Annotated in this window: 24 protein-coding genes; 17 read left to right on the top strand and 7 right to left on the bottom strand. The window is 63.5% G+C overall.

The genetic code is table 11. The features are described from left to right. The first annotated feature begins 47 nt into the window (after positions 1-47). Positions 48-1,442, top strand: a complete 1,395-nt coding sequence (locus tag HUX88_RS14085; protein ID WP_176362185.1) for a DUF2799 domain-containing protein — start codon at positions 48-50, stop codon at positions 1,440-1,442. 6 nt (positions 1,443-1,448) lie between these two features. On the opposite strand, the gene HUX88_RS14080 is transcribed toward HUX88_RS14085, so the two are convergent. Continuing rightward, the gene (locus HUX88_RS14080) at positions 1,449-3,125 is read right to left on the bottom strand and encodes a protease pro-enzyme activation domain-containing protein (RefSeq protein ID WP_176362184.1); all 1,677 of its coding nucleotides are present in this window, start codon (positions 3,123-3,125) and stop codon (positions 1,449-1,451) included. A gap of 168 nt (positions 3,126-3,293) precedes the next feature. Between HUX88_RS14080 and HUX88_RS14075 the strand changes: the two genes are divergently transcribed. After that, positions 3,294-3,878, top strand: coding sequence for a sigma-70 family RNA polymerase sigma factor (locus tag HUX88_RS14075; protein ID WP_229219349.1), 585 nt, complete (start codon positions 3,294-3,296; stop codon positions 3,876-3,878). After that, positions 3,875-4,762 carry a hypothetical protein gene (locus HUX88_RS14070; RefSeq protein WP_176362182.1) on the top strand — a complete coding sequence of 296 codons (888 nt, stop codon included), beginning with the start codon at positions 3,875-3,877 and terminating at the stop codon, positions 4,760-4,762. Before HUX88_RS14075 ends, HUX88_RS14070 begins: the two co-directional genes overlap by 4 nt. On the opposite strand, the gene HUX88_RS14065 is transcribed toward HUX88_RS14070, so the two are convergent. Continuing rightward, positions 4,755-7,640 (bottom strand): VIT domain-containing protein, encoded by a 2,886-nt coding sequence (locus HUX88_RS14065; RefSeq protein ID WP_176362181.1) that lies wholly within the window; start codon positions 7,638-7,640, stop codon positions 4,755-4,757. The two genes, HUX88_RS14070 and HUX88_RS14065, sit on opposite strands and share 8 nt — an antisense overlap. Positions 7,641-7,805: 165 nt before the next feature. Here HUX88_RS14065 and HUX88_RS14060 point away from each other — a divergent pair, with 165 nt between their 5' ends. From HUX88_RS14060 to HUX88_RS14015, 10 genes are all read left to right on the top strand, one after another. Continuing rightward, on the top strand, positions 7,806-8,756 hold the full coding sequence (locus tag HUX88_RS14060; protein WP_176362180.1) for a phosphate acetyltransferase: 951 nt from the start codon (positions 7,806-7,808) through the stop codon (positions 8,754-8,756). A gap of 4 nt (positions 8,757-8,760) precedes the next feature. After that, the gene (locus HUX88_RS14055; RefSeq protein ID WP_176362179.1) at positions 8,761-9,951 is read left to right on the top strand and encodes an acetate/propionate family kinase; all 1,191 of its coding nucleotides are present in this window, start codon (positions 8,761-8,763) and stop codon (positions 9,949-9,951) included. Further along, positions 9,948-10,727 (top strand): enoyl-ACP reductase FabI, encoded by a 780-nt coding sequence (gene fabI / locus HUX88_RS14050; RefSeq protein WP_176362178.1) that lies wholly within the window; start codon positions 9,948-9,950, stop codon positions 10,725-10,727. Before HUX88_RS14055 ends, fabI begins: the two co-directional genes overlap by 4 nt. Before the next feature lie 15 nt (positions 10,728-10,742). Further along, positions 10,743-11,204, top strand: a complete 462-nt coding sequence (locus tag HUX88_RS14045) for a GNAT family N-acetyltransferase (protein WP_117010697.1) — start codon at positions 10,743-10,745, stop codon at positions 11,202-11,204. Between the two features lie 108 nt (positions 11,205-11,312). Next, positions 11,313-11,618 carry a hypothetical protein gene (locus HUX88_RS14040; RefSeq protein WP_176362177.1) on the top strand — a complete coding sequence of 102 codons (306 nt, stop codon included), beginning with the start codon at positions 11,313-11,315 and terminating at the stop codon, positions 11,616-11,618. A gap of 53 nt (positions 11,619-11,671) precedes the next feature. Then, positions 11,672-11,998: a hypothetical protein gene (locus HUX88_RS14035; protein WP_176362176.1), complete on the top strand. Its 327-nt coding sequence runs from the start codon at positions 11,672-11,674 to the stop codon at positions 11,996-11,998. A 43-nt stretch (positions 11,999-12,041) separates the two neighbouring features. Beyond that, positions 12,042-13,367: a TolC family protein gene (locus tag HUX88_RS14030; protein ID WP_229219348.1), complete on the top strand. Its 1,326-nt coding sequence runs from the start codon at positions 12,042-12,044 to the stop codon at positions 13,365-13,367. Next, complete coding sequence (locus HUX88_RS14025; protein WP_176362174.1) at positions 13,364-14,755, top strand: multicopper oxidase family protein; 1,392 nt, start codon at positions 13,364-13,366, stop codon at positions 14,753-14,755. The genes HUX88_RS14030 and HUX88_RS14025 overlap by 4 nt, the downstream gene beginning before the upstream one ends. 11 nt (positions 14,756-14,766) lie before the next feature. Further along, the gene (copC, locus tag HUX88_RS14020) at positions 14,767-15,138 is read left to right on the top strand and encodes a copper homeostasis periplasmic binding protein CopC (protein ID WP_176362173.1); all 372 of its coding nucleotides are present in this window, start codon (positions 14,767-14,769) and stop codon (positions 15,136-15,138) included. Next, positions 15,138-16,037: a CopD family protein gene (locus HUX88_RS14015; RefSeq protein WP_176362172.1), complete on the top strand. Its 900-nt coding sequence runs from the start codon at positions 15,138-15,140 to the stop codon at positions 16,035-16,037. Before copC ends, HUX88_RS14015 begins: the two co-directional genes overlap by 1 nt. A 15-nt stretch (positions 16,038-16,052) precedes the next feature. Here the strand turns inward: HUX88_RS14015 and HUX88_RS14010 are convergent, their stop codons facing one another. Then, positions 16,053-19,250 carry a di-heme oxidoredictase family protein gene (locus HUX88_RS14010; protein ID WP_176362171.1) on the bottom strand — a complete coding sequence of 1,066 codons (3,198 nt, stop codon included), beginning with the start codon at positions 19,248-19,250 and terminating at the stop codon, positions 16,053-16,055. 274 nt (positions 19,251-19,524) lie between these two features. Here HUX88_RS14010 and HUX88_RS14005 point away from each other — a divergent pair, with 274 nt between their 5' ends. Further along, positions 19,525-19,848, top strand: a complete 324-nt coding sequence (locus tag HUX88_RS14005) for a helix-turn-helix transcriptional regulator (protein WP_176362170.1) — start codon at positions 19,525-19,527, stop codon at positions 19,846-19,848. Beyond that, positions 19,848-20,261: an SRPBCC domain-containing protein gene (locus tag HUX88_RS14000; RefSeq protein WP_117010680.1), complete on the top strand. Its 414-nt coding sequence runs from the start codon at positions 19,848-19,850 to the stop codon at positions 20,259-20,261. Before HUX88_RS14005 ends, HUX88_RS14000 begins: the two co-directional genes overlap by 1 nt. 52 nt (positions 20,262-20,313) lie before the next feature. Here the strand turns inward: HUX88_RS14000 and HUX88_RS13995 are convergent, their stop codons facing one another. Beyond that, positions 20,314-20,724 (bottom strand): hypothetical protein, encoded by a 411-nt coding sequence (locus HUX88_RS13995; RefSeq protein WP_176362169.1) that lies wholly within the window; start codon positions 20,722-20,724, stop codon positions 20,314-20,316. 113 nt (positions 20,725-20,837) lie between these two features. After that, positions 20,838-21,758: a hypothetical protein gene (locus HUX88_RS13990; protein ID WP_176362168.1), complete on the bottom strand. Its 921-nt coding sequence runs from the start codon at positions 21,756-21,758 to the stop codon at positions 20,838-20,840. A 259-nt stretch (positions 21,759-22,017) separates the two neighbouring features. On the opposite strand from HUX88_RS13990, the gene HUX88_RS13985 reads away from it, so the two are divergent. Together HUX88_RS13985 and HUX88_RS13980 are read left to right on the top strand one after the other, a co-directional pair. Then, complete coding sequence (locus HUX88_RS13985; RefSeq protein WP_176362167.1) at positions 22,018-24,219, top strand: OsmC domain/YcaO domain-containing protein; 2,202 nt, start codon at positions 22,018-22,020, stop codon at positions 24,217-24,219. 22 nt (positions 24,220-24,241) lie between these two features. Further along, positions 24,242-24,895 (top strand): dihydrofolate reductase family protein, encoded by a 654-nt coding sequence (locus HUX88_RS13980; protein WP_176362166.1) that lies wholly within the window; start codon positions 24,242-24,244, stop codon positions 24,893-24,895. Between the two features lie 597 nt (positions 24,896-25,492). Here the strand turns inward: HUX88_RS13980 and HUX88_RS13975 are convergent. Next, complete coding sequence (locus HUX88_RS13975; RefSeq protein WP_176362165.1) at positions 25,493-25,936, bottom strand: hypothetical protein; 444 nt, start codon at positions 25,934-25,936, stop codon at positions 25,493-25,495. 44 nt (positions 25,937-25,980) lie between these two features. Continuing rightward, on the bottom strand, positions 25,981-26,095 hold a 115-nt coding region (locus HUX88_RS13970; protein WP_176362164.1), incomplete at its 5' end, for an IS3 family transposase.

Genomic DNA, 26,095 nt, shown 5'->3' with positions numbered 1-26,095 from the left:
GTCAAATTTGCCATATAATCTGGCCGCTGAAACTCTCAAACGCCGCCATGAATTTTCTGACCCGCTTTCGCCCGCTGATCCTCGCCGTGCCGCTGCTGCTGGCCGGCTGCCAATCCACCATGCAGCGCATCGCCGATTGCAAGGTAGGCGACTGGAACGCCATAGGCCATAAGGACGGCTTGCAGGGCGAGCCGGCCAACTACGCGGAGCGCAAGGATTTCTGCGACGATCACGCCGACGCCAAGCAACCCGCCGCCACCGGCGCGGAGGCGCAGTACACGGCCGGCTGGGCGCAAGGGAACTGGGACCTGTGGTCGCAATTTGGCAAGGCCGATGGCGGCAACGGACAGCAACCCCAATTTGACGCCCACGTGGCCAGCGAAGAAGTCCGCAAGCACAATACGCCGCTCAACCGCCCAGCCTACGATGCCGGCTGGGCCATCGGCAATTCCGAATACTGGCGGGGGCTGGGCAAGCGCGCCGGCACCGACGGCCAACCGCTGGCCGCGCAAAAGGACGCCGCGCGCGCCAAGGCCGCCGGCGTGCAGCTGCGCTTCGACGAATCCGCATACTCCGACGGCTGGCAAATCGGCAATCGCACCTTCTGGCAGGATGCCGGCTACACCGACGCGCGCAACGGCACGCCGGACAGCGCCTTCCGCGACCGTGCCGCCGCCGCCCGCAGCGCCGGCGTGCAGGTGCAGGAGGATGCCTACCGCGCCGCCTGGAACGGCGAGATCGTCAACTACTGGCGCAACCTCGGCACGCAGGATGCCGTCAGCGGCAAGGACTTCGCCATGCGCAGCAAGGAGGCACGCGCCAAGGGCCTGAAGATTTTCGAATCCGACTATCGCCAAGCTTGGGAGACGCGTCTTGCCGCCTACTGGAGCCAGGCCGGCGCCGACGATGGCTATGGCAAGCCGTTCATGCTGGACGAGCGCATCGCCAATGCGGGACGCGACGGCGTGTTCGTCACCGCCAAAACCCGCGACCAGTACACGTCGGCATGGGAAGAGCAGAACGCCAAATACTGCCAGCCGGAGAACGCCTTCGAACGTGGCCGCACCAACATCGGCATGATGGTCGAGGTCTGCCGCGTCGAGATGCGCAACCAGTTGAAGCATGCTTACGTGAGCGGGCAGGATTTCGAGATCGCCGCCGCCAAGCACCGCCAGGCGGTTGACGATGCCAATGAAGTGGCGAACCGGCTGAGCGACGCCCGCCATCGGCTGGCCAGGCTGGAACGCGAGATCCGATCGAATCAGGACGCGAAGGACCGCGTGGTCAACGACGAGACGAGGAAGCAGGACGCCCGCCGCGAGCAGGAGCGCCACGATCTATACGAGTACATCCCGCGCCTCGAACGGCAGCTCGATGACGCCCGCCGCTGGGTGGAACGTCATGAGCAGCAAATGCAGCGCCTGCGCCGCGAGATCTACTGACAGGCGTCAGAACCCGCCGCTGGAGGTGACGAAGGCCGCGAAGCTACCGACATTCAGGCTGCCGAAACCTGTGGTGTAGTCCCAACCCTTGGCCGCCGTGTAGCCGCCGTTGGTGCCGGAGACGACATCGTGGAACAGCGTGGTCTGCGCCACGCCATATTTGTACAGAGCGGGAGCGGGGAAGGCCAGGCGGTTGCCATTGGCGGACTGTATCCGCGCCCAGAAGCCGGCGAAGATAGGCGCGGCCAGGCTGGTGCCGCCGTACTGCACATACTTGCCTTTGACGAGCGTGATCGCGCCGGTCGATGGATCGCCGGCGAACGAGATATCAGGCACGCCCCGGCGGGTCGAAGTGCCCAGCACCTTGGACGCCAGTTGCCAGCTTGGTGCGGCTTCGATCAGGCTCACGCCACCGCCCGTGCCGCCACCGGTGGCGCAGGTGCTGTAGTTGGTGCAGGCCCAAACGGTTTCACCGGTCCACGCGCCGGTGGTGCTGGTGGAGACCGAGGTGCCGCCGACCGCGATCACATACGGCGAGACGGCGGGATAGCTTTGCGCGCTGGTCTTGCCGCCGCATTCGTAGGAACCCGCATCGCCGGTGGCGACGACGAAGGTCTGGCCTTGCGCCACGGCGGCTAGGAAGATCTGGTCGTCGGTGGCCTGCGTGCCGCTCAGGCGCGCGTTGGATTCGCACTCGCCCAGCGACACGTTGATCACCTTGGCGACATTGGCCGCGACGGCCGCGTTGTAGGCCGCCGTCAGATCCGCTTCGGACAGCGAGTTCGCCGCATAAAACACCATGGACTTGACGGCGCCGCCGGCCGCGCCAAGCGCGTTCTGGCTGTCGATATTCCACTCCGCCGTATTGTCCGTGGTGGCGGTCGTGCTCACGCGCCGGCTCGCGCTGGCGACGTTGACCACGCTGACCACCGGCTGCGCATAGCCGGCGGTGCGGGCGAAGCTGCTCAGGTCCGTCAACGTCTGTGTCATGCTGCCGGCGGTGATGATGCCGATGGTGGTCTTGGCAGCGGTGGGCAGGGCGGTGGCGTTGTAGATCGCCGGCCAGGCCGTCGGGCTGTGGCCCACCTTGCCGGCGGTGGCGTAGACCGACGCCTGCGCCTCCACCTGCGCGGTGTGCGCCAGATGCACGGTTTGCAGGCCATGCACGCCGAGCACGATGCCGCTCAATGCGCTGGGCACCACCGGATCGTTGGTGTTGGCGTACGCTGTGCGCTCGCCTCTGGAGAAGTGGCGCATCTGGACATTAAAGGCCGAGCGCGCGGTGCCCACCGAACCATCGGCGCTCACCAGCAGGTTGTTGGGACTGACCTCGATATTGACGAAGCCACTCTGGCTCAGGTGCTTGACCACGGCGGCGACATCGGCCGCCGTCGGCGCGTACCGGGACAGGAACTGTTCACTGGTCAGCGGGGTCGCGGTCTGGCCGGACATCAGGCTGGCGGCGAACGCCTCGAGCTGCTCGCGGTTGCGCAGCTGAAGCGAGACCGCGACATGCAGCGTATCGCCGGACCGCATCTCGGCGCCGGGCGTGAAGTCGCTGGCGTCGGGCGCGTGGGAATGCGTGGCGCGCCAGTTCTGCGGCTGCGCCTGGACCGGCGAGGCGAGCGAGAACGCCAGGCCACAGGCCACAGCGAAAGAGATGGGGCGAAGAGTGAAGTGCATGACGTGCTCCTGAGCTTTAGCAGATAAAGTTTATCCCAGGAAATATCTCTTGCGGCGAAATTTACACGTCTTTACAGCCCCGGTTGCGGGAAAGCCTTTATGGCTTGGCAATATTTGGTAACAATACGTGGATGTCCGGGCGGGAGGTGCCTGCGTTATCATTACGCTATGTCCGCGCCACGATCCGATGAAATGCTCATGCTCAGCTATCGCAATGGCGATCTGGCGGCGTTCGAGGAACTGTACCGGCGCCACAGCCAGGGGCTGTATCTATTTCTGGCATGGCGCTCGCCGCGCCGCGAATGGGTCAACGACATCATGCAGGACAGCTGGGCCAATCTGCACCAGGCCCGCGCGCGCTACGAACCGGGCGCCAGCTTCCGCACTTATCTTTTCCAGATCGCGCGCAACCGCCTGATCGACTTGATGCGCCTGAACGAGCGTGTGCTGCTGGCCAGCGACGGCGGCGAGGATGGCTGGTTCGAGCAGGTTGCCGACGGCGCGCATGATAGCCGGGCGCCCGACGGTGAATTGGAACGCAAGCAGCAGACCAGCCGATTGCATGCGATGATACGTTTGCTGCCGGTCGATCAGCGCGAGGCGCTGGTGCTCCAGCAGTTCAACGGCATGAGCCTGGAGGAAATCGCGGAACTGGTGGCGGCGCCGGTGGAGACGGTGAAGAGCCGCCTGCGTTACGCGATGCGCAGGCTGCGACAGGAACTGGCGCCGGCCGCCGAAGAGGCGAGAGCATGAACCCACACGATCACACTGAAGACGCGGAATTCGAAGATTTCCTCAAAGGCGAGGGGGGCCTGGCGCGCCGGTTGCACGACTTGCCGCAACCGCAGCCGCCGGAGGCTTTATCCGCCGCCATCCTGGCCCGGGCGGCTGCCGACATGCGCGGTGCCGGCGCCGAATCGGCAAACGATGCGCTGCACGATGCCGTGCCGGCTGCGCCGCCGGCCCGCCACTATCTGCGGCGCGCGCGCGTTCCGTTGGGACTTGCTGCCAGCGCGGTGTTTGCGTTGTTCGCGGTACGCGTGCTGATGCCGCAGGCGGTTGCGCCGGTGGACAAGGAGCCGGTGGTCGTGGCGGCGGCTCCTGTCGAGAAAGCGCCACCGCCCCCTATTGAAATCGAATCGGCGCCGCCGCCGGCGCCGAAAGCCGTCCAGCGCAAGCGATCCGCAACGCGAACTACGTCGGCCACGGAAATCGCGGCGGCAGCGGACGCCGAACGAGCCGCGCCATCGATCGCGCCGTCGATATTGGCCGCACCGCCGGTTATGGCTGCGCCATTGGCCAAGCGGTCCGCCGTGTTCGCGGCACGAGAGGAATCCAAGCAGCTGGTCCTGCAACCGGAGCCTGGCGCCGAAGGCCCATTGCTGGCGGCGCCGGCCCCACTTGCGCGCGCGCAGGCGCCGATGATGTCTGCCGCCGCATCCAAACCTCGGCCGATGAGCTATTTTGGCGCGGCAGCGGAGGCACCGCCTGCGCAGGAGTGGCTTGATCGCATCGCCGCAATGCTGAAAGCCGGCCAAACGAAAGAAGCGCAGGCGGAATGGCTGAAATTCCGCATGCGCTACCCGGATGCCGAAGTGCCGCCTGAACTTCAGCGGCAACTCCAGGCGATCAATTAACGTCGAACTCTCCAACCAGCACCGTGCTGCCGGTATCGCGCAGCCGTAGCGTGACCATCTGGTCGCGCTGTTTCGCCGTGCCGAAGCCGGTGCTGAGGCGCAGCTGCACAGTCGTCGCGCCGGCCACGATCTGCTGACGGCTGCCAAAGGAGTTGACCTCCACCCGATATTTGCCCGGCTTGGCCACCCGCAGCGAAAATTCCTCCGGCCCGTAGCCGCCGGTGAAGTCGCGCGACATGCGCCCGCCCTGGTAGGTGTAGCGGTTGCCGTAGTAGCACTTCTCTCCGTTCGGATCGGTGACCCATAAATCTATGTCGGTGTTGTCGGCGTCCCAGGTCAACACGGCCCGTAATGCCAGCGGCAGGTTGCGCAGCAGTCGCGGATCGACGCGGCTGGTGTCCGGCTTGACGGTGGCCTTGACGACAATCGCGTTCAGCTCCGCCAGCGTCACCAGCTCGATTTCGGCAAAGCGGCTGTCCCACGGACGGTTAAGCACTTCCGCAAGCTGGTCCACCGCCGCTTGCACCTGTCCGGCGGCGGCATAAGCCAGGCCCAGGTCGCGGTACGACTGCGGCTCTTCTTCCGCCAGCAGCAGCACCTGTTTGAACACGGGGATCGCCAGCGCCGGTTCGCCAGCCTGCAGCAGCCGGTAGCCGAGTATCCGCAATACCTGGCGGTTTTCCAGATTCATCTCCGCCAGGTTGGACAGCACGCGCAAGGCCAGGTCGCGCTGGCCCAATTCGAGCAGCATGTCGGCGCTGTCGAGGAAAAAGGCGCTGCTGTTGGCGTAGTTCGGCTTCTCGTCGAGGTAAATGGCGTACAAGTCGGCGGCCTTGGCGGCCTTCATGCGGGCGCGATAGGGTTCGTCGGGCGACCATTTCTTGAGCTGGATGCCGGCGTTCGGCGTCTCATCGCCGGACGGCGCAGGCGCTTTGGAGACGCGCTGCGCGTTGCGCGTTTCGGCGCGGCCGTATGCCAGCGGCGCCGGTGCTCGCGCTGCCGGTGGCGGCGCGGCCATTTCGGCCACCGCGGCCGGCATCATTCGAGGCTCAAACTCCATCGCGCCATTGCCATCCTTCTTGAACTCGATATGCCGGGGCGGAGCCGATTTTGGATAGGTCTTTTCCCACCACGCCACCTTCTGCTCGAATTCCTGCACGATCTGGTCGCTGTGTTGTGCGGCGATGCGGCGCCGCTGCGCCAGGCGATTCTCCTTGAGCCTGGCGTAGGCTTGCTTGTAGGCTGCGGGCGGTTCGACGTCGTAGCGCAGATAGTCTTCCAGCCGGTCCAGCACCAGCAGCGAGGTCTCGCGCGTGGGGATGCCGAAACGCTGGCCGATACGCCGGATCTCCCCGCGTTTCAGATCGTAGTCCGCTTCCAGCGCGTGCAGGCGGTAGCTGGCCCACGTGCCGGCGGCCAGCGGGTGATACGGCGCCGTGGCGCTGACCGGTACGGTCATTGCGCGGCTCTTGCCTTGCTGCGTCAAGGTCAGCGTCAGTTCCGCATTGGCTTGTGTCAGGCGCCCGGCGATGCGCAATATGCCGTCCTGCGGCTCGCGTGCTTCAACCGAGATATCCTTGGCGCCGCTGGCGGTGACGTCGCTCAATTGCAGCTCGTCGGCCAGCAGCGCTTGCGCGGCCTGCGCTGGCTGGCTCGCCTGCAGTTGCACCAGCCGGCCACCGTTACGCTCCGCCAGCGCCGAGAGGCGCGCGCTGTCCGACACCAGCGCTGAATTCAATGCATACAAACGCTGGCCCCTCGCCAATGTGGGGAAGGGCGCATCGCCATAGTTGGACAGTCCATCGCTAACCAACAGGTATTCGTTGATGTCCGCTTCCGGCTTCCATGCGCCCAGGGCGCTTGCGCCGTCGTAGGCGGTGGCCGCCAGCGCGGCGCGCAAGCCGGTCCAGTTGCCGTTGACGACGCGGTATCGCTGGCTGGCCTCCGCGCGGTCGCGCAGGCGGATCAACCGCACCTCCACATTGCGCACGGTCTTGAAATAGGCGTCCAGCACCGCCAGCTCCGCTTCGGTCTGGCGTTGGGCGCCGGAGCCGGAGCTATCCCACAGCAGTCCAAGCACGGCGGGCGGCACGCGCACCGGGTGATTGCTGTCTCCCGCGACGGCGACCTCGCTCAGGAAGAAGGTCTCGCCGTCGAACTCCTGCACAAAGGTCTGCGGTTCCGTCGCGGCGGCCAGCATCAGCTCCAGCGTGCCGTCGGCGCTGAAGGCATTCCTGGCGACGCGGGCACGATAGCCGTCCTGCCGGCGTTCGAACTGCACGCCGCCCAACGCGCCGCGCGCCTGCGGCGGCGTTACCGCGCCGTGCACATTCAGTTCCAGATCAAATTCCTTGATCCCTTCGCCGTAGGCCAGGGGCAGCCGATACAGCCGCTGCGCCTCCTGGCGCGGCAGCGCCTCGGCATACTTGAGCTGCACGGTGCGGGTGCCGTGCGGCGGTATCGGGTAGACGCGCAGCTTGAAGTTGTTCCCCTGGGTCGTCTCCAACAGCGCGGGATCGACGCGGGTACGTTCAACCTCCTCGAAGATCTTGCGTCCCTTGGCTTTTTCGACCGGCACGGCGGGGCGCAGCGCGCCGTCGATATCCAACGCGAACGCGGTGACGTGCTGCGAGGGCAGCGACGGGAACTGCAGATCGCCTTCCAGCTGTACCGCGTTCGGATTGTAGAACACCATCTCCACGGTGGTCTGGGCCAGGCCGCCGCTGATCTCCGCGCCGATGTGCAGGCTTTGCAGGCGCACGGGCGTCTGCGCGCGCGGGACGATCAGGCGCGGCGGCATGATGGGCGGAAGCGGCGCGATGGCGTTCGCCGTCAACGACAGGCTCAATAAAAATACTGCTAGCAGTGGGCGCAACATGACATCTCCTTGGCCGGAAAAGCCCGGCGTCCCATGTGAAACGGGCCGGCGGGGGAAACGGGGTTAAACCGCGCAAAATAAATCGATGCCGCAGCGCAGCAATATTCGATTGCGTTATCTGGATTTGTTGATATGATTTCCCTGCCCGACCACCAAGGAAACCAGATGAATGCACCGAGTACGCCTCACCCGAACTACGAAATCCTGATCGCTGCGGCGCGCAAAGCCGGGCCGGTCACGGTCGCCGTCGCGCACGCGTGCGACCGCCATGCGCTGGAAGCATCGCTGGATGCCGCCCGCATGGGGTTGATCAATCCGATCCTCGTTGGGCCGCAGGCGCGCATTCGCAAAGCCGCCGAGGAAGCGGGCCTGGACATCTCCGCGCTGCCGCTGGTCGATACGGAGCACAGCCACGCATCGGCCTTCCGCGCGGTGGAGCTGATCCGTGAAGGGCAGGCGTCGGTGCTGATGAAGGGCAGCCTGCACACCGACGAATTGATGGGCGCAGTGGTCGCCGGCGAGACCGGCCTGCGCACCGGGCGCCGCCTGAGCCACTGCTTCGTGATGGACGTGCCGGGCCGCGATGAGCCGTTGATCGTCACCGATGCCGCCGTTAACATCAATCCCACGCTGGACGAAAAGGTCGACATCATCCAGAACGCCATCGACCTGGCGCATGTGCTGAGATTCGATCCGGTCAAGGTGGCCATCCTGGCGGCGGTGGAAACGGTCAGCGCCAAGATGCCGTCCACGATAGACGCGGCTGCGCTATGCAAGATGGCCGATCGTGGCCAGATCACCGGCGCCATTCTGGACGGCCCGCTGGCGATGGACAACGCCATCGATCCCGAGGCCGCGGCGATCAAGCATCTGGTCTCGCCGGTGGCCGGCCAGGCGAACATACTGGTGGCGCCCGATCTGGAAGCCGGCAATATGCTGGCCAAGAGCCTGACCTTCATGGCCGGTGCGGCGGCGGCAGGCATAGTGCTCGGCGCCCGCGTGCCGATCATCCTCACCAGCCGCGCCGACTCGGTCACCGCGCGCCTCGCGTCCTGCGCGGTGGCGGTGCTGGTGGCGCACAGCAAACTGGCCACCGGCCATGCCATGGGAGCTTGAGAACATGGCGCCCAACGATAGCATCGTCGTCATCAATGCCGGCTCGTCGAGCATCAAGTTCTCGCTGTACAGCGGCGCCGAGCTGGCGCTCACGTTCAATGGGAAAATCGAAAACCTCTACAGTGGCGTCACCCGCTTCAGCGCGCGGGATGCGCAGGGCCGGTCCATCGGAGAGCACAGCTGGGCGGACGCTCCGCTGAACCACGAAGGCGGCATGCGCTTCCTGATCGATTTCGCACAATCGCATCTCGACGGCCACCGCGTGGTGGCGGTGGGCCACCGCATTGTTCACGGTGGCGTGGCCTACAGCGGGCCGCGGCGCTTGAATTCCGATGTGCTGGCCGCGCTGGAGAAGCTGATACCGCTGGCGCCCCTGCATCTTCCGCACAACCTGGCGCCGGTGCGCGCCGTGATGGCGATGGCGCCTGGTGTGCCGCAAATGGGGTGCTTCGACACCGCCTTCCACGTCGGCCAGCCGGCGGAGGCCCAAGCGTTCGCGCTGCCGGCGCGGATCACGGAGCAGGGCGTGCGGCGCTACGGCTTCCACGGACTGTCGTATGAATATATCGCCAGCCGGATGCCGGATGCCGATCCATCGCTGGCGAGCGCCAAGGTGGTTGCGGCACACCTGGGCAATGGCGCCAGCATGTGCGCGATGGCCGCGGGACGCAGCGTCGCCAGCACGATGGGCTTTACCGCCGTCGACGGCCTGCCCATGGGTACCCGCTGCGGCGCGCTCGATCCCGGCGTGGTGCTGTACCTGATCGAACAATTGGGCATGGACGTGGGCGCGGTGCAGAAGCTGCTGTACCAGGAGTCCGGCCTGCTGGGCGTCTCCGGCATTTCATCGGACATGCGGACGCTGGAGCAAAGCGACGATCCGCGCGCAAAAGCCGCCATCGCGTTGATGGTCTGCATCGGCCGCGAACTGGGTTCGCTGGCCGCGACCCTGGGAGGGCTGGATGCGTTGGTGTTCTCGGGCGGGATAGGCGAGAACAGCACGGCGCTGCGCGCGGCGGTCTGCCGCGACGCCGCCTGGCTGGGCGTGAAGCTGGACGCCGGCGCCAACGACGCCAATCCCCGTGGCGTGGCCCGCATCAGCGCCGCCGACAGCAGGGTGGCCGTGTGGGTGGTGCCGGCCAACGAGGAACTGATGATCGCCCGTCACACGCAAACACTATTGGAGCTTCCATGAACACCGCCGAAACGATTTATCCTATTTTGTCCGGCAAGCGCGCGCTGGTGGTCGGCGTCGCCAATGAGCATTCCATCGCCTGGGGCTGCGCGCAGGCCTTCCGTAAACTGGGGGCGGAAGTCATCCTCACCTACCTGAACGACAAGGCTATGCCGCATGTGGCGCCGCTGGCGCAGGAAATCGACGCGCAGCTGCTGCCGCTGGACGTGACGATACCGGGCCAGATGGAAGCGCTCTTCGCCACGCTGGCCGAACAGGGCAAGCTGGATATCCTGGTCCACTCGATCGCCTTCGCGCCCAAGGCCGACCTGCAGGGCGGCCTGCTGGATTGTTCGCTGGACGGCTTCCTGCAGGCGATGGACATCTCCTGCCATTCCTTCGTTCGCATGGCCAAGCTGGCGGTGCCGCTGATGACAGAAGGCGGCAGCATGTTCGCCATGAGTTACCATGGCGCGGAGAAGGTCGTCCCGAACTACAACGTCATGGGGCCGGTGAAGGCGGCGCTGGAAGCGTGCTGCCGCTATCTAGCCTATGAACTGGGCCATCGCGGCATCCGGGTCCATGCGATTTCGCCAGGGCCGCTGCAAACGCGGGCCGCCTCCGGCCTGAAGGACTTCGAACTGCTGCTGCGCGACGCCGCCACCCGCGCGCCTGTGGGTGAGCTGGTGGACATCCTTGATGTCGGCAATACTTGCGCCTACCTGGCCTCGCAATATGCGCGCCGCCTCACCGGCAGCACCGTCTATGTCGACGGCGGCCTGAATATCATCGCTTAAGGAACCAGGATTTCAATGACAGCACAGGTTACGCTGCAAGACATCGACGTGGACAATTTCGAGAGCTTCATGGACATGGAGCTTCCGGAACACCAGCGTGATTTTTTGGATAGCAACGCCTATTCGATCGCGCAGTCCAAGTTCTACCCGGACCTCTTCGCACGCGGGATCTACTGTGACGGTGAGCCGGCCGGCTTCCTGCTGTACGACTGCAAGGCCGAGGACATTCCCGGCCTGTACGGCATCTACCGCTTCATGGTCGACTTTCCGCGGCAGGGCAAGGGCATAGGGCGCAAGGCCATGGCGCTGCTGCTGGAGGAGCTGCACGCCAAGCCGGACGTCGAGCGCATCATCATCTACTACAAGCCGGGCAACGCCGTGGCGCAGGCGTTCTACCGCAGCTTCGGCTTTCGCGAATGCGGCATCGACGACCAGGGGGAAATGATCGCCGAGATCATACCCGCATCTTTTTCTTGACCTTACCGCTGTGGGAAGGTGTAAGGTGTGCGCTATTGCCTGTCTCCGAGAGACTGCGGTACCATTGACCTCACTATGCGCCCATTCATCCGTCTACTGCTCTGGATTTTGATAGCAGCCCTGCCGTTGCAAGGGGTGGCCGCCATCTTCATTCCGTGCGTGGCGGCGCAAGCGCAAGTGGCCACCCAGCCGGCTGCGGGCGCGGAACACTGCGCGCCGGCCAAGTCCGACCTGGCATCCAGCGCGCATGGCAAGTGCAGTCATTGCGCCAGTTGCGTGGGGGCGTGCGCGCCGCCCACCGTGCCGGTACTGGTGCTGCCGGCTAGCCTGTCGGACGCCCGCGTCGTCGCTCCCGAACCCGCGATGACCGCCTACATCCCCGCCACACTGGAGCGTCCGCCCCGTCTTTCCTGAAAATGCCGAAGCTGCGGGATCGTCCCGCGTATCCGTCACTTTTTAGGAATCCCATGACTCACACCCGCATATTGATGCTGGCTGCCGCCTGCTTGCCGTTGCTCGCATCGGCTCAGGCCACGTCCGGTGCCGCCGATGCCGACGCCAAGGTCGCGCCGCCAGCCTACCGTTCGGCGTTCGCCGATTTCCGGCCGCTGGAAGAACCGGCCGCCACGCCCGATAAAGCCTGGCTGCAGGCCAACCAGGCATTGGCCGGCCAATCCGGCCACTCCATGCACATGCCGATGCAAATGGAGACGATGGCGCCGGCCGACAAGCCGAAGGCCGAAGCCGCCGAAGACCCGCACAAGGGTCATCACATGCACATGAAAGAGAAATGACATGGCGCGAATATTCAACACCGCGTTAAACACAGCGGCAGGAATGTCCCTGGCGCTGCTGGCTGGTTGCGCCAGCCTTTCCGGCGACGCCGGATTGAACGACGTCTCCCGCCTGACGCAGGATCGCATAGGCCAGCAGGCCAGTTTCTCGCGCGACGCCGACAACGACCAACAGGTGCGCGCGCTGCTGGCGCAGCCGCTGACCGCTGAAACGGCGGTGCAGGTAGCGCTGCTCAACAGCCCTGCGCTGAAAGCTTCGTTCGCCGAGCTGGGAGTGTCGGAGTCCGAGTTCGTCCAATCGGGACGCCTGCGCAATCCGGGATTCAGCTTTGGCCGCATCCGTGGCGGCGGCGAGACCGAGATCGATCGCAGCGTCATGTTCGACATCGCGGGTTTGCTGACCTTGCCGACACGCTCCCGCATCGGACAGCGCCGTTTCGAACAAGCCAAGCTGCAAGCGGCGGCGCAAGCCATTCAGCTGGCGACCGACACCCGGCGCGCCTACTTCACCGCGGTGGCTGCAGCGCAATCGGCCGCGTTCGCGGAGCAGGTTCGCACCGCCGCCGACGCCTCGTCGGAGCTGGCGGACAGAATGGCGAAAGTCGGCAACTGGAGCAAGCTGGATCAGGCGCGCGAACGTGCCTTCTACCAGGACGCGACAACGCAGCTGGCCCGCAGCCGCCACGAGGCGACCGCCTCGCGCGAGCAGCTGGTACGTCTTCTTGGCCTGTGGGGCGAGCAGCAGAACTTCGTGCTGCCGGACCGCCTGCCGGACCTGCCGGCCCAACCGAAGGAGATGAACAACGCCGAAGCACAGGCGCTCTCGCAGCGGCTGGACATGCTCGCCGCCCGACGCGACACCGAAGCCACCGCCGACGCGCTGGGCCTGACAAAGGCCACAGGCTTCATCAACGTGTTCGACGCCGGCTACGCGAACAAGAGCACCAGCGGCCTGCCGCGTGAAAACGGCTATCAAGTCTCGTTCGAGCTGCCGATCTTCGATTGGGGCGGTGCCAAGGTGGCGCGGGCGCAGGCGCAGTACATGCAATCGGTGCACCGCGTGACCGATACGGCGGTACGCGCCCGCTCCGAAGTGCGCGAGGCCTATTCGTCCTACCGCACCACCTACGATATCGCCCGCCATTATCGTGACGAAGTGGTGCCGCTGCGTAAAAAGATCTCCGACGAGGTACTGCTGCGCTACAACGGCATGCTGGCCAGCGTGTTCGAGCTGCTGGCCGACTCGCGCGAACAGCTAAACAGCGTTAACACCGCCATCGAAACACAGCGCGATTTCTGGATCGCCGAGACCAAATTGCAGGCGGCCGTCAACGGCGGTACCGCCAACGAAACAAGGATGACCCCATGATTTCACGTAGAGACTTCTTCAAAGGTGCAGGCGCGGTCGCGGTCAGCGCGGCAGCCGTCAGCAAGGCCGGCGCCGCCACGCTGCCCGAAGCCATGACGATGGATAACGCCAACACCCACGTCCCGCCGCCACCGTCCAACGGCCGTCCATTCAATCCGGTGGTCACGCTCAACGGCTGGTCGCTGCCATGGAGGATGAATAACGGCGTCAAGGAATTCCACCTGATCGCCGAACCGGTGGTGCGCGAGATGGCGCCCGGCATGAAGGCCAACCTGTGGGGCTACAATGGCCAGTCGCCCGGTCCGACCATTGAAGTGGTCGAGGGCGACCGCGTACGCATCTTCGTCACCAACAAGCTGCCGGAGCACACCAGCGTGCACTGGCACGGCCAGCGCCTGCCCAACGGCATGGATGGCGTGACCGGCCTGACGCAGCCCGGCATCGCACCCGGTAAAACCTTTGTGTACGAATTCGTCGCCAAGCGGCCCGGCACTTTCATGTACCACCCGCACGCCGACGAGATGACGCAGATGGCGATGGGCATGATGGGCTTCTGGGTCACGCACCCCAAGGATCACAAGCAGTTCGCGGTGGACCGCGACTTCGTCTTCCTGCTGAACGCCTACGATATCGATCCCGGAAGCTACACGCCCAAGACCAACACCATGTTGGACTTCAACCTGTGGACCTTCAACAGCCGCGTATTCCCCGGCATCGATTCCATGCCAGTGCGGCAGGGCGACAAAGTACGCATCCGCGTCGGCAACCTGACGATGACCAACCATCCGGTGCACATGCACGGGCACGAGTTCTACGTCACCGGCACCGATGGCGGCTGGACGCCGCCGGCATCGCGCTGGCCGGAAGTGACGACCGATATCGCCGTCGGGCAGATGCGGGCGATCGAATTCATCGCCAACGAACCAGGCGACTGGTCCTTCCACTGCCACAAATCGCACCACACCATGAACGCCATGGGCCACAGCCTGCCGACCATGATAGGCGTGGACCACAGCGGCATCGCCGAGAAGATCAACAAGATCGTCCCGGACTACATGACCATGGGCGACAAGGGCGGCTCCATGGGCGGCATGCAAATGGGGCTGCCGGAAAACACGCTGCCGATGATGACGGGCGAAGGGCCGTTCGGCGGCGTGGAAATGGGCGGTATGTTCACCGTGGTCAAAGTGCGCAAGGATCAGAAGCCCGGGGACTATACGGACCCCGGCTGGTACAAGCATCCAGCAGTCACGCTGGCCTATGAATGGACCGGCGCCATGCCGGAGCCAGCCCGCAAATACACCGCCGGCGGCCAGTCCATGCCGGCCTTGAACCAACCAAACGTAGAACTCACCGTCCGCAAGCCGAGCGGCCATAGCGGACATTAAGGAGAAAACCCATGAAACCATTTAAAACCCTCGTAGCATCGGCAATCGTGGCGGCAGCCACGCTGGCATCGCCATTCGCCGCCGCGCACGCAAGCCTGAAGAGTTCCAACCCGGCCGCCAACGCCGTGCTGGATGCGGCGCCAAAAGAGATCGCGCTGACGTTCAATGAAAAAGTGGAACCGGCGTTCAGCAGCATCACGCTGACCGGTGCGGGTGGGACCACGCCCGCCGGCCAAGCCAAGGCCACGGTCGATGATGTCAATCCGACGATCCTCCGTTTGGCTTTACCGCCGCTGCCGGCAGGCGCCTACACGGTAGGCTGGGCTGCCGCCGGCCGTGACGGCCATCGCCGCAAAGGCGAGTTCACGTTCACGGTCAAATAGTGGGCGCTGGATTCGATACCGTCTGGCTGGTGCAGGTCGGCTCGGCGTTTGCGCTGATATGCGGCTTCTGCTGGCTGGTCGGTTCCTGGTGCGCGCGGCGCTGGCTGCCGGGCGACGATGTCATGTCGGCGGCACTTGACGCCCGCCTGCGCATGTTCGACCTGATGGCGGCGGGCATTGCCGTCGTCGCCGCCGGCTGGTCTCTGTTGGCTGCAACGGCCGTCATGGCCGGCTGCACCATGCGCGAGGCGTGCGACATGTTCTGGATGATGGTCAGCGGTACAGCTTATGGGCATGCCAGTTGCCTTGCCCTCGCGGCGCTGGTATTTGTGTTCGCACTGCGCTGCGTCCCGCGCTTGCCGAAGGCTGGAGAGACAGTGGTCCTGCTGGCGTTGGGCGTATTCGCCTTGACCCGGGCGTCGATGGGCCACGCAGGTGAGGAGGGAATCTGGACGCTTCCTTTCGCCGCCGAGGCTATCCACCTGTCGGCGATTTCGGTTTGGACGGGCGTTGTGGCCGTGTCGGGATGGTGCGTGCTGTCCGCGCGGCTGCCGCCGGCGGCGAGGACCCGCTATCTGGACTTGATGTCGCATACAGCGATGGCGGCTGTCGCCGCCATCGGTGCGACGGGCGTCTATAGCGGCTGGCATCGCGTCGGCAGCACCGGGAATTTGATGAATACCGTTTACGGCTTTACCTTGCTGGTCAAGGTGGCGCTGGTGGCGCTAGCCGTCGGCATCGGCGGCTACAACAAATTCATCGGTTTGCCGGCCGCATCGCGTTCGCTGAAAGGCGTTGCGGTGGTGCGGCTGGCGCTGCGGATTGAAACGGTGCTGCTGCTCGGCGCCGTGCTGGCCGCCGCCATGCTGACATCCCAACAACCGCCGACAGCTACCTGACGGCGGCCGTCGGGGCTACAGGGATTTCAAGAACGCCAGCAATGCGTCGCGGTCAGGCTTGGACAGCGCTTCGAAACGCTGGCGTGACTTGTCCGCCTCGCCCGCGTGCCACATGATCGCCTCGGTCAGGTTGCGCGCGCGGCCATCGTGCAGGTAGCCGACCTTGCTGGCGTTGCCCATCACCTTGTCCGTGTAGCCGATGCCCCACAGTGGCGAGGTGCGCCACATGCCGCCCTTGGCCTGGCCTTCGACGAACTTGTCGGCCAGGCCAGCGCCCATGTCGTGCAGCAGCAGGTCGGAGTACGGGCGGATGGTCTGATTGCGCAGTTCCGCAAACAGGTGGCCGGAGCCGGTCTTCATCTCGGCGGTGTGGCAGGCCACGCAGCGCATGCCCTGGAACAGTTTCGCGCCGGCGGCGACTTGCTGCGCATCGACGCGATGTTCATCCAGCGGCGCCACACCTTTCGGGAAGCCGCTCGGAATGCTGCGCTGCGCCGGCACCGCCACCAGCGACAGGTAGCGGGAGATCGATTGCAGGTCGGCTTCCGAGATGCCTTTCTGCGTTCCGCCCGCCGCGCAGCCGGTCGGGCCGGTGGCGCAGGCGCGGTTCGGATAGACCGGCGAGGTGACCGACATGTCGAGCAGCAGTGCTTCGCTGGCTTGATGGCGCAGCGTCGCCTTGCCGGCCTTCCACCCGAAGCGGCCCAGGCGCACGGCGCCGGTCTCCGGCTCGTAGACATAATTGGCCACGCCGACGACGCCGTCCGCATCTGGCGTCGTGCGGGCGCGGGCCAGGATGTCCGCTTCCGGAATGGCTTCCAGCAGGCCGGTGCCGATCATCGGCTGGGCGGCGCGCAGCGAGTAGATGGCCGGCGCCGGGCCTTCGAAGGCCGGCGGCGGCTTGCGCAGCTCCACGGCCGTGCCGTCGGCCAGCTTCACGGTGCGCGACTCGAAGCCGCCCACGCTGACGGTGCTGCCCCAGTTCTGCGGTGTGCCGCTCGCCGATACGGCGTTCATCTGGATCGCCGTGCCGTACAGCGCGTGCGGCAGTTGCTGGCCTTGCGCGTCGGCCGTCGCCACTCGGATGGCCATGTTGTCCAGCTTCTGGTTGACGGCGACCGGTGCGGGACTGCGGCCGTTGTTGACGTGGCAGCCGATGCAGGCCGACTGGTTGTAGCGCTGTCCCTGCAAGCCCACCGCCGGCAGATAGCGGTCGTTGCCCGGCTCATTGTGGTCGCCGGTGGTGAAGTTGGTGTGCACCAGGCGCCGGCCTTCGACAAAGCGCTGCATGTTCTGCATGCCGATGTTGTTGTGCGGCTGCTGGAACATGAACAGGCCGTTGTCTGAATAGTTGTACGACACCGAGCCCTGGCCGCCGGACAGCGTCTCTTCCGGCAGCGGCACGGAGTTCAGGCGCGGCTGCACGCCATACCACGGCTTGAGTCCCGCGCCGACCACATACACCCACTCGTAGGAGTAGTAGCGGATGCCGCCGGTGTCGCCGTTGGCGGTCATCGATGCGGTGGTGGAGAACATTGACGGCGAGACTTCGATGACGTCGCCGGCGACCAGCGCGCGCGACTTCACATCCTGGCCGTTCGGCATGCCGTTGGCATCGAGGCCGCAGTGGCCCGGGTAATCCTTGATGCGCAGTGTGCAGGCGCCGTTGATGCCGTCGGCGGCGGCCAGCTTGCCGGCGGCGGGGAAGGCCACCGGTTTGCAGAGCGTTACGCTGCGGTCCACCAGTTCCCCCGGCGCCATCCAGCCGTAGCCGGTCACGCCCGGACGGTCGTAGGCGCGGAAGAAGGCTATGCCGCCCGGCAGGAAGTCCACCGTCGTGTACTGGTTGACGACCAGCGTGGGCTTGGTCACGCCGGGCACGCGGCTGTTGTCGATGATCTCGACGCCCCAGGTGCGGTTCTTGAAGTAGTTCGATACAAAGGTCAGGTAATTGCCCGGACCTTTATCGAGCGGGAGGCCGGTGACTGGATCGACGGTGTCGTTCGGCCCGTAGCCGATTTCGTTCCACTCCTCGCCGCGCTCGCGGCCGTGGCGCGCAAGGCCGCGCGCGCCGAAGCGGGTGACCAGCGTGCCGTCGGCCAGCGTGAATTGCAGCGTCTCCAGCGGCTGCGCGGCGGCGGGCAAGGGCGCCCAGCCGGCGCCACTGGCCGGATATTTCAGAGCCGAGGTGCTGGTCGTGGCCAGCGTGTTGTCGCTGCCCGGCGTCTTGAACTCCACCTCATACAGCGAGTAGCCGTACTGCGTGGCGCGGGCCACACCCTGCAGGCGCACGTAGCGGGAATTGATGCCGAGGTTGTAGAACTCTTCGGTCCCACCCTGGCCCGCGCCGACGTAGCGCACCTGCGACCAGGTCTGGCCGTCGTCGGAAACGCGCAGCGCGTATTGCTTGCCGTAGGCGTTCTCCCACAGGAGTTTCATGTAGCCGATCTGGGTCTTGGCGCCGAAGTCGAACTGTATCCACGCGCCGTCCTCGGCGGTGCTGGCCCAGCGGGTCGAGGTCTTGCCGTCGATCGCCATGGCTGCCGACAGGCCGCCGTTTTCCACCGCCGACGAAGTCGCCGCCACCGGCTTGACGATCACACCAGGCTTGGTCGGGTCGATCACCACGGGCGGCCGCGTGTCCACCGGCGGCGTGCCGACCGGAGTGCCGGTGAAGGCCTGGATCTCGAAGATCGAATAGCCGTATTGCGTCGAGCGCTTGATGCCCTTCATGCGCAGGTAGCGGCCCTGGCCCGACAGGCCGCTCCAGTCCTCGCTGCCGCCCTGGCTGTTGTCGACGGCCTTGATCGTGGTCCAGGTCGCGTTGTCGTCGGACACTTGCAGCAGGTACTGGGCGGCATGGGCATTTTCCCATTCGATGTGGACGCGGGTGATCGACTGCGACGTGCCGAAATCCAGCGTCAGGTACTGGTCGTCGCTGAAGCCGCTGCCCCAGCGGCTGGCGTCGTTGTGGTCGATGGCGGCGGCTGCGGACAAGTCGCCCCGCTCGGACGAGCTGGCTGTGGCGCTGAGCGGCGTCAGCGCGGTTTCCGCCGATACCGACGTCCCGGACTGGACCTTCATCACGCCCAGCATGCGCGTGGCGGGCGGCCCGGCGGCCTGGTCGCCACCACCGCCGCCGCAAGCGGCCAGCAGCAATGGCAAGAGCAGGGGCAGGGCCTGCGGCGGTAGATTTCTGCGGCGTCTAGTCATGATGCATCCTTCATTCCTGTTGATGTGGGAACGCTTCCATCCCCAGCTCCGGCGTTTGCGGCGCGTGCTCGTTTAAGTAAGGTATGGATTGCCTGGGTGAGGAGGTGACAACTGCCCAGCGTGAAAGCTTTCGATTGGGCAATAGTTGCGACGATAGCCGGGGCGGTCATGCATGTCAAGACGCGCACGATTGCCGTCCGCATAAAATTTTCGCTTGACGAACCCATAACCAGCTGGCTATAGTTAACCCATAACTCTGTGGCTATGGATTCAAATGACAAATTCTCATGACGAGCTGTTTCGGGCGCTTGCCGATCCCACCCGGCGGGCAATCTTCGAAAAGCTATGCACTGGCGGCGAACAAACCGTCGGGGTGCTGACGGCGCAGGCCCGGGTGTCGCAACCGGCCGTGTCCAAGCACCTTGCCGTGTTGAAGCAGGCCGGGCTCGTGCTGGATAGGCATGAAGGACGCCAAACCCACTACAGCGCTCAACCCAAGGCGCTGACTCCGCTGTTGGACTGGACCAACCAGATGGCACGCTTCTGGGACCGCCGGTTCGACGATCTTGATGACCTGTTGAAAAGGATGGACCAATAATGAACGCTATCGCCGAACAAATCCGTACCGTCGTAGTCGAACGGGAGTTTCCACACCCGCAGGAAAAGCTCTGGCGGGCGCTGACCCAGCCGCACCTGATCGAGGCCTGGCTGATGAAGAGCGATTTCCAGCCCGTGTCGGGCCACCACTTTAACTTCCGCGCGGAATGGGGCTCGGTCGATTGCCAGGTGACGGAAGTCGAACCGATCCGCACGCTTGCCTACACCTGGAACGCCATGGGACTGGAAAGCGTCGTCACCTGGACGCTGGAGCCGACCGCCGGCGGAACGCATCTGCGCATGGAGCAGACCGGCTTCCGGCCGGACCAGGAACAGGCCTACCAGGGCGCCAAGCATGGCTGGCAGCATTTCTTCAACACACTGGAGCAGGTGGTGGCGAAGGAAGCGAACTAGAAACAAAAGTGGGGAGCGACGAATTGCTGCGCTCCATCGGCACGGTCAAGGCTTACTTGGAGTTTTCGATAAACTCCAGCACTTTCTCGTCAACCAGGCCGTTGTCCTTCACATGCGACAGCAGCTTGTTTTCCAGCGTGGCGCCGGGATCGATGCCTTCGGCATGCACGACGGTCGATTTGCCGGCCTGCTTGCTGCCGCTGACCAGCGCCAGGTGAACGTCGGACCCATGCACCTCGAACGATTTGATGTCGGAAGAAATATCCGAATTGTTCGTCACGATAAAGCCCTGGTAGCCCAGTTTGGGTTCCGGCTGGACGGTCTCGCTGGTGTCCACGCCTTTCTTCTGCGGCAGGTTCTTCGCCAGCGCCAGGATCTCCTTGATCTGGGCCGGATCGGTGACCACGAAGGTCGGGTTGGGGCGGCCGGAGAACACCAGCAGTTCGACTTTCAGCGACTTCACGATTTCCCCCGCTTGCGCACCGGCCAGAACGCAAAATGAGCCGGCAACCAAGAGCGCGTGCTTGATAAAAGATTGCTTCATTTGGAATGTCCTATTCTATGTGGGTAATCGGATTAGCGGATGTCCGCCTTGCCCTGGCCTTGGACCGCGTCCGACGGCGTGAAGAAATAGCCCACGAACAAAGTGTACATGCCTCGATTGGCCGTTTCCGGATTGGAGATCGTCACGCCGCTGTTGTCGACGTTGGTTGCGCGCGTCTGGCCGGGCTTGTGGGTCCAGCGGCCGTCGGCGTCCTGACGGTACCAATGGTAGTCAACGCCGGGGGCGACCACCAGCGCGATCTTGGTTTTGCCCTCGGGCGAGGTGCCGGTGGCGGTGGTCGGCACCAGGCCGTCCGCCACGGCGGCGTTGTACACGGCCGGGCCGGTCATCGCGTAGCCGCTCACGCCGTGCGCGCGGCCAGGCTGGGCAAAGGTGTCGGTGCGCTTGTTGTTGGCGTAGTTGTAGCAGTTGTTGTTGCGCTGGATGGTGGCGCCATCGTTCCAGAACGTCGGCTGATACGACGGCGTGGAATAGATCGGCGGCGGCTGGACCGAGGTGTTGCTTGCCCACAGGACGGTGTTGCTGGCCGATTTGACCACCAGGTTGCCGCTCGACAGCAGTTGCAGGTAGGAGCCTGGATTGTTCCAGGTGTTGGTGTGGAACAGGACGTCTGTGCCATTCGGGCCGTAGACGACCAGGTTGCCGTCACCCTGCATCACCGTCACCGCGCCGGGATGTCCCCAGCTGTTGGTATGCCACAGGGGCACGCTGTCCGACATGCGGTACAGCACCAGGTTGCCGTCGCCTTGCATGATCAGGTTGACCAGGTTGTTATCGGTAGGCTTCAGGAATTCATTGGCCTGCAGGGTTTCCCCTGCGACCAGTTTGTCCGTGTAGCTGTGCGCCGCCGAGGCTTGCAGCGCGACGCTGCAGGCGAGGAGAGCGGCCGCGAAATGTAGCGGTTTGAAGCTTTGAGAAAGTGTTGATGCCATTATTTTTCCTATTTTGTGGAGTTGATTTGCAAGATCACCAAAAATACGGCCATGGTCATTACGTTTCCTGAATGCGTCGCTCGCTGGCTTCGGGCTTGCGAAGATTGGCGCCCAAAAAGTATATGCCTGGCATGTCTTTTTGTAAACGTTATATTCGGCGCAATCTTTCCGCCGGAATGGGACCGGTTGCCAGCCTTTGTTGTTCGGCTAAAAGGGCGGATAATGGTGGATTATTTTGAGCAAAAAATGGAATTCAGCTATGGAAATCAAGGTCAACTTTCTCGATAAGCTACGTCTCGAAGCCAAGTTCGACGACTTCACGGTGATCGCCGACCAGCCTATCCGCTACAAGGGCGACGGCTCGGCCCCTGGTCCGTTCGACTACTTCCTGGCGTCGTCGGCCTTGTGCGCGGCCTATTTCGTGAAGCTGTACTGCACCACCCGCAATATCCCCACCGAAAATATCCGCCTGTCGCAGAACAATATCGTGGACCCGGAGAACCGCTACCAGCAAATCTTCAAGATCCAGGTCGAGCTGCCGGCGGATATCTCCGAGAAGGATCGCCAGGGCATTCTGCGTTCCATCGACCGTTGTACCGTGAAAAAAGTGGTCCAGGAGGGGCCGGAGTTTGTGATCGAGGAAGTCGAGAACCTCGATGCGGACGCCCAGTCCCTGTTGACGCTGAATCCCGCGCCTGGCGCGAACACCTACATCACCGGCAAGGACCTGCCGCTGGAGCAGACCATCGCCAATATGTCGGGGCTGCTGGCGGGCCTGGGCATCAAGATCGAGATCGCTTCCTGGCGCAATATTGTTCCCAACGTGTGGTCGCTGCACATCCGCGACGCGCACTCGCCGATGTGCTTCACCAACGGCAAGGGCGCGACCAAGGAAAGCGCGCTGGCATCGGCGCTGGGTGAGTATATTGAACGCCTCAGCAACAACCATTTCTACGCCGGCACGTATTGGGGCGAGGAGGTCGGCAGCGCGGCGTTTGTCCATTACCCGAACGAGCGCTGGTTCAAGCCGGGCCGCAAGGATGCGCTGCCGGCCAAAATCCTGGACGAGTACTGCCTGGACATCTACAACCCGGATGGCGAGCTGCGCGGCTCGCATCTGTACGACACCAACTCCGGCAACGTGGAGCGCGGCATCTGTTCGCTGCCGTTCGTGCGGCAGTCGGACGGCGAGGTGGTGTATTTCCCGTCCAACCTGGTCGAGAACCTGTTCGTCAGCAACGGCATGAGCGCCGGCAATACGCTGGTTGAAGCCCAAGTGCAATGCCTGTCGGAGATTTTCGAAAGGGCGGTCAAGCGCGAGATTCTCGAAGGCGAGCTCGCCTTGCCCGATGTGCCGCAGGAAGTGCTGGCCAAATACCCCGGCATTGTGGCCGGCATCAAGGGCCTGGAAGAGCAGGGCTTCCCGGTGCTGGTGAAAGACGCGTCGCTGGGCGGGCAGTATCCGGTGATGTGCGTGACCTTGATGAATCCGCGCACCGGCGGCGTGTTCGCATCGTTCGGCGCCCACCCGAGCCTGGAAGTGGCGCTGGAACGCAGCCTTACCGAATTGCTCCAGGGCCGCAGCTTCGAGGGCCTGAACGATTTGCCGCGCCCGACCTTTGTCAGCAACGCCGTGACCGAGCCGAATAACTTTGTCGAGCACTTCATCGATTCCAGCGGCATCGTCTCGTGGCGCTTCTTCAGCGCCAAAGCCGACTACGATTTTGTCGAGTGGGATTTCTCCGGCCAGGGCGAAAACTCCAATGCCGAGGAGGCCGCGACGTTGTTCGGCATTCTCGAAGACATGGGCAAAGAGGTGTACGTGGCGGTCTTCGATCAGCTGGGCGCGGCCGCCTGCCGCATCCTCGTGCCGGGCTATTCGGAAGTCTATCCGGTGGAAGACCTGATCTGGGATAACACCAACAAGGCGCTGTTGTTCCGTGCCGATATCCTGAACCTGCATAAGCTGGAAGACTCCAGCCTGGAGGCGCTGCTTGAGCGTCTGGAAAACAGCGAGCTGGATGAATACTCCGACATCGCCACCCTGATCGGCGTCGAATTCGACGAAAATACGGTCTGGGGCCAGTTGACGGTCCTGGAGTTGAAGCTGCTGATCCAGCTCGCGCTGCGGCAGTTCGAGGAGGCTCAGGAATTGGTGGAAGCCTTCCTGCAGTACAACGACAACACGGTCGAACGCGGCTTGTTCTATCAGGCCCTGAACGTGGTGCTGGAAGTGATGCTGGACGACGATCTGGAACTGGAAGATTACGTTGTCAATTTCCGCCGCATGTATGGCGACACCCGGATGGATGCGGTGATAGGATCTGTTGAAGGCAACGTGCGTTTTTACGGCCTGACGCCGACCAGCATGAAGCTGGAGGGCCTCGACCGGCACCAGCGCCTGATCGACAGCTACAAGAAACTGCACGTGGCGCGCGCCAAGGCTGCCGCGTCCAACTAAGATTCCTGACCTGGGAGGTTTGATGTCCGAACTTAAAGTACAGTGCTTTTCCATATCGATCGATGGTTTCGGGGCGGGGCCGAACCAGAGCTTGCAGAGTCCATTGGGCGAGCGTGGCGAGGGACTGCACAAGTGGTTCTTCGGCACCCGGACCTTCCAGCGCATGATGGGCGACGAAAGCAAGGGAGCGGATGGACCGGACGAAGACTTCGCGGCCCGCAGTTTCGCGAACATCGGCGCGTGGATACTTGGCCGGAATATGTTCGGTCCGGTTCGCGGGCCTTGGCCGGACGAGAGCTGGAAGGGCTGGTGGGGCGAGGAGCCTCCTTACCACGTGCCCGTGTACGTGCTGACCCATCATCCCCGCGCGCCGCTGGAGATGAAGGGCGGCACGACGTTCCACTTCGTGACCGACGGCATCGAATCCGCGCTGGCCCAGGCAAGGAAGGCCGCAAATGGCAAGGATGTGCGCCTGGGCGGCGGCGTCGCGACCATTCATGAATATCTGAAGGCCGGCCTGGTCGATGAGATGCACCTGGCAATCTCCCCGGTGGTGCTTGGTTCGGGAGAGTCATTGTTCGCCGGAGTGGACCTGGTGAGCCTGGGATTCCAGTGCGTCGAGCATGTTCCCACTTCAGCGGCAACGCATGTCGTGCTGCGCAAGAATCCCCGCTAATGCCGCTAAACCCGGCTGAGTGCAGCGGTCTGGCGATGCGTCAGCAACGTCTAAAGCATCTGTCGTTAGCTACCGGCGCACGCATGCGGCCAAGCTTTGGCGATGCTGGGCGAAGACCAATTCGCGCTCGCTATTCAGCTGCACTAGCTCAAACTTGAGCTGACAACTGCTGTCAGCTAGGTTGTGATTGTCCAGAGTCAGCTGCCGCCCCTAAGCCGACAGACAGCTTAATCTTTAATATGATTACCCGTCCACCAGCCCAGTTTTGACTCAGTCCCGTTAGGAGAATCTGCATTCTCAACACGCAAATCAGGTCTATATGGAGCCACCTTTACAAACGCTATTCCCACTATTAGCGTGCACAGAGCTGTGAGGAGATAATCGGTTGCGTCCATATTCGAGACACTGGTTCCTGCGTTTGTAGCCTGAACAAATGCCGAATACAGAAATCCTAAAGTTGCGAGTAAAGCCATCAGCCCCACTAGCCTAGCGAGAATGTTGAATACGCACCAATGGAAAGTTTCATATCTCATCACGTCTCCTAAAATTGTGTGGCTGCTTCTGGCTGGAATCTGCCAATTGTCTCAACCTGTCAATTTAGCGTGGCTGCAGGGCATTCGCCCGAATGTTTGGCCCCGTTTTGATAGTAGCCACGTAGTACAGGATGTAACCCGAGTAAACTAATGAACCAGTCTCGACCTCCAATTTAAAGCTAGCTTTTAAAGCGGCATCATCATCGAAGCCATATTCGGATAGCTTTGTTCCCGCATATGACAACAATCGCCAAGAATCGAACCCATCGATTTCGCCATTGGGACCGAAGTCAAAGTCCACAGCACCATCAGGAAGGTGAACAGCGCAGCCATACCCATGTTTAAAGTAAGGTACCCCGCCATCCAACACTCCACGCGACGGAATGTCTACACCAGTCCACTCAGTGTTTGAAGTTGGCAGAGGAATGCCCGACTTCTTCAATAGCGTCACGGCATCAGACACGCTCGTTTGATAGTCGGCAATTAATCTAGCGAGACCGGAGTTCATAGTACCTAAAGTGGGTTATATCGAAATGAATCGCCACGAGTTCACTAGACGCTCGCGAGCCGCTCAAAATACTGCTTTTCGTAGTTGACCGGGGACAGCTTGTTGTTGAAGCCATGTCGGCGCTTCGGATTGTAGAACATCTCGATGTAGTCGAAGATA

This window comes from Duganella sp. BJB1802 (assembly GCF_013369445.1).
GTDB lineage: Bacteria > Pseudomonadota > Gammaproteobacteria > Burkholderiales > Burkholderiaceae_D > Rugamonas > Rugamonas vulcania_A.
This window is presented reverse-complemented; position numbering and strand designations above follow the sequence as displayed.

Excerpts from the sequence above, each read along its gene's own strand:
- HUX88_RS13985 (WP_176362167.1), top strand. The coding sequence starts at position 22,018 with ATGGAAATCAAGGTCAACTTTCTCGATAAGCTACGTCTCGAAGCCAAG.
- HUX88_RS14005 (WP_176362170.1), top strand. The coding sequence starts at position 19,525 with ATGACAAATTCTCATGACGAGCTGTTTCGGGCGCTTGCCGATCCCACC.
- HUX88_RS14065 (WP_176362181.1), bottom strand. The coding sequence starts at position 7,640 with ATGTTGCGCCCACTGCTAGCAGTATTTTTATTGAGCCTGTCGTTGACG.
- HUX88_RS13975 (WP_176362165.1), bottom strand. The coding sequence starts at position 25,936 with ATGAACTCCGGTCTCGCTAGATTAATTGCCGACTATCAAACGAGCGTG.
- HUX88_RS14070 (WP_176362182.1), top strand. The coding sequence starts at position 3,875 with ATGAACCCACACGATCACACTGAAGACGCGGAATTCGAAGATTTCCTC.
- HUX88_RS14000 (WP_117010680.1), top strand. The coding sequence starts at position 19,848 with ATGAACGCTATCGCCGAACAAATCCGTACCGTCGTAGTCGAACGGGAG.
- fabI (WP_176362178.1), top strand. The coding sequence starts at position 9,948 with ATGAACACCGCCGAAACGATTTATCCTATTTTGTCCGGCAAGCGCGCG.
- HUX88_RS13990 (WP_176362168.1), bottom strand. The coding sequence starts at position 21,758 with ATGGCATCAACACTTTCTCAAAGCTTCAAACCGCTACATTTCGCGGCC.
- HUX88_RS14075 (WP_229219349.1), top strand. The coding sequence starts at position 3,294 with ATGTCCGCGCCACGATCCGATGAAATGCTCATGCTCAGCTATCGCAAT.
- HUX88_RS14030 (WP_229219348.1), top strand. The coding sequence starts at position 12,042 with ATGTCCCTGGCGCTGCTGGCTGGTTGCGCCAGCCTTTCCGGCGACGCC.
- HUX88_RS13980 (WP_176362166.1), top strand. The coding sequence starts at position 24,242 with ATGTCCGAACTTAAAGTACAGTGCTTTTCCATATCGATCGATGGTTTC.
- copC (WP_176362173.1), top strand. The coding sequence starts at position 14,767 with ATGAAACCATTTAAAACCCTCGTAGCATCGGCAATCGTGGCGGCAGCC.
- HUX88_RS14025 (WP_176362174.1), top strand. The coding sequence starts at position 13,364 with ATGATTTCACGTAGAGACTTCTTCAAAGGTGCAGGCGCGGTCGCGGTC.
- HUX88_RS14080 (WP_176362184.1), bottom strand. The coding sequence starts at position 3,125 with ATGCACTTCACTCTTCGCCCCATCTCTTTCGCTGTGGCCTGTGGCCTG.
- HUX88_RS14045 (WP_117010697.1), top strand. The coding sequence starts at position 10,743 with ATGACAGCACAGGTTACGCTGCAAGACATCGACGTGGACAATTTCGAG.
- HUX88_RS14055 (WP_176362179.1), top strand. The coding sequence starts at position 8,761 with ATGGCGCCCAACGATAGCATCGTCGTCATCAATGCCGGCTCGTCGAGC.
- HUX88_RS14035 (WP_176362176.1), top strand. The coding sequence starts at position 11,672 with ATGACTCACACCCGCATATTGATGCTGGCTGCCGCCTGCTTGCCGTTG.
- HUX88_RS14060 (WP_176362180.1), top strand. The coding sequence starts at position 7,806 with ATGAATGCACCGAGTACGCCTCACCCGAACTACGAAATCCTGATCGCT.
- HUX88_RS14085 (WP_176362185.1), top strand. The coding sequence starts at position 48 with ATGAATTTTCTGACCCGCTTTCGCCCGCTGATCCTCGCCGTGCCGCTG.
- HUX88_RS14010 (WP_176362171.1), bottom strand. The coding sequence starts at position 19,250 with ATGACTAGACGCCGCAGAAATCTACCGCCGCAGGCCCTGCCCCTGCTC.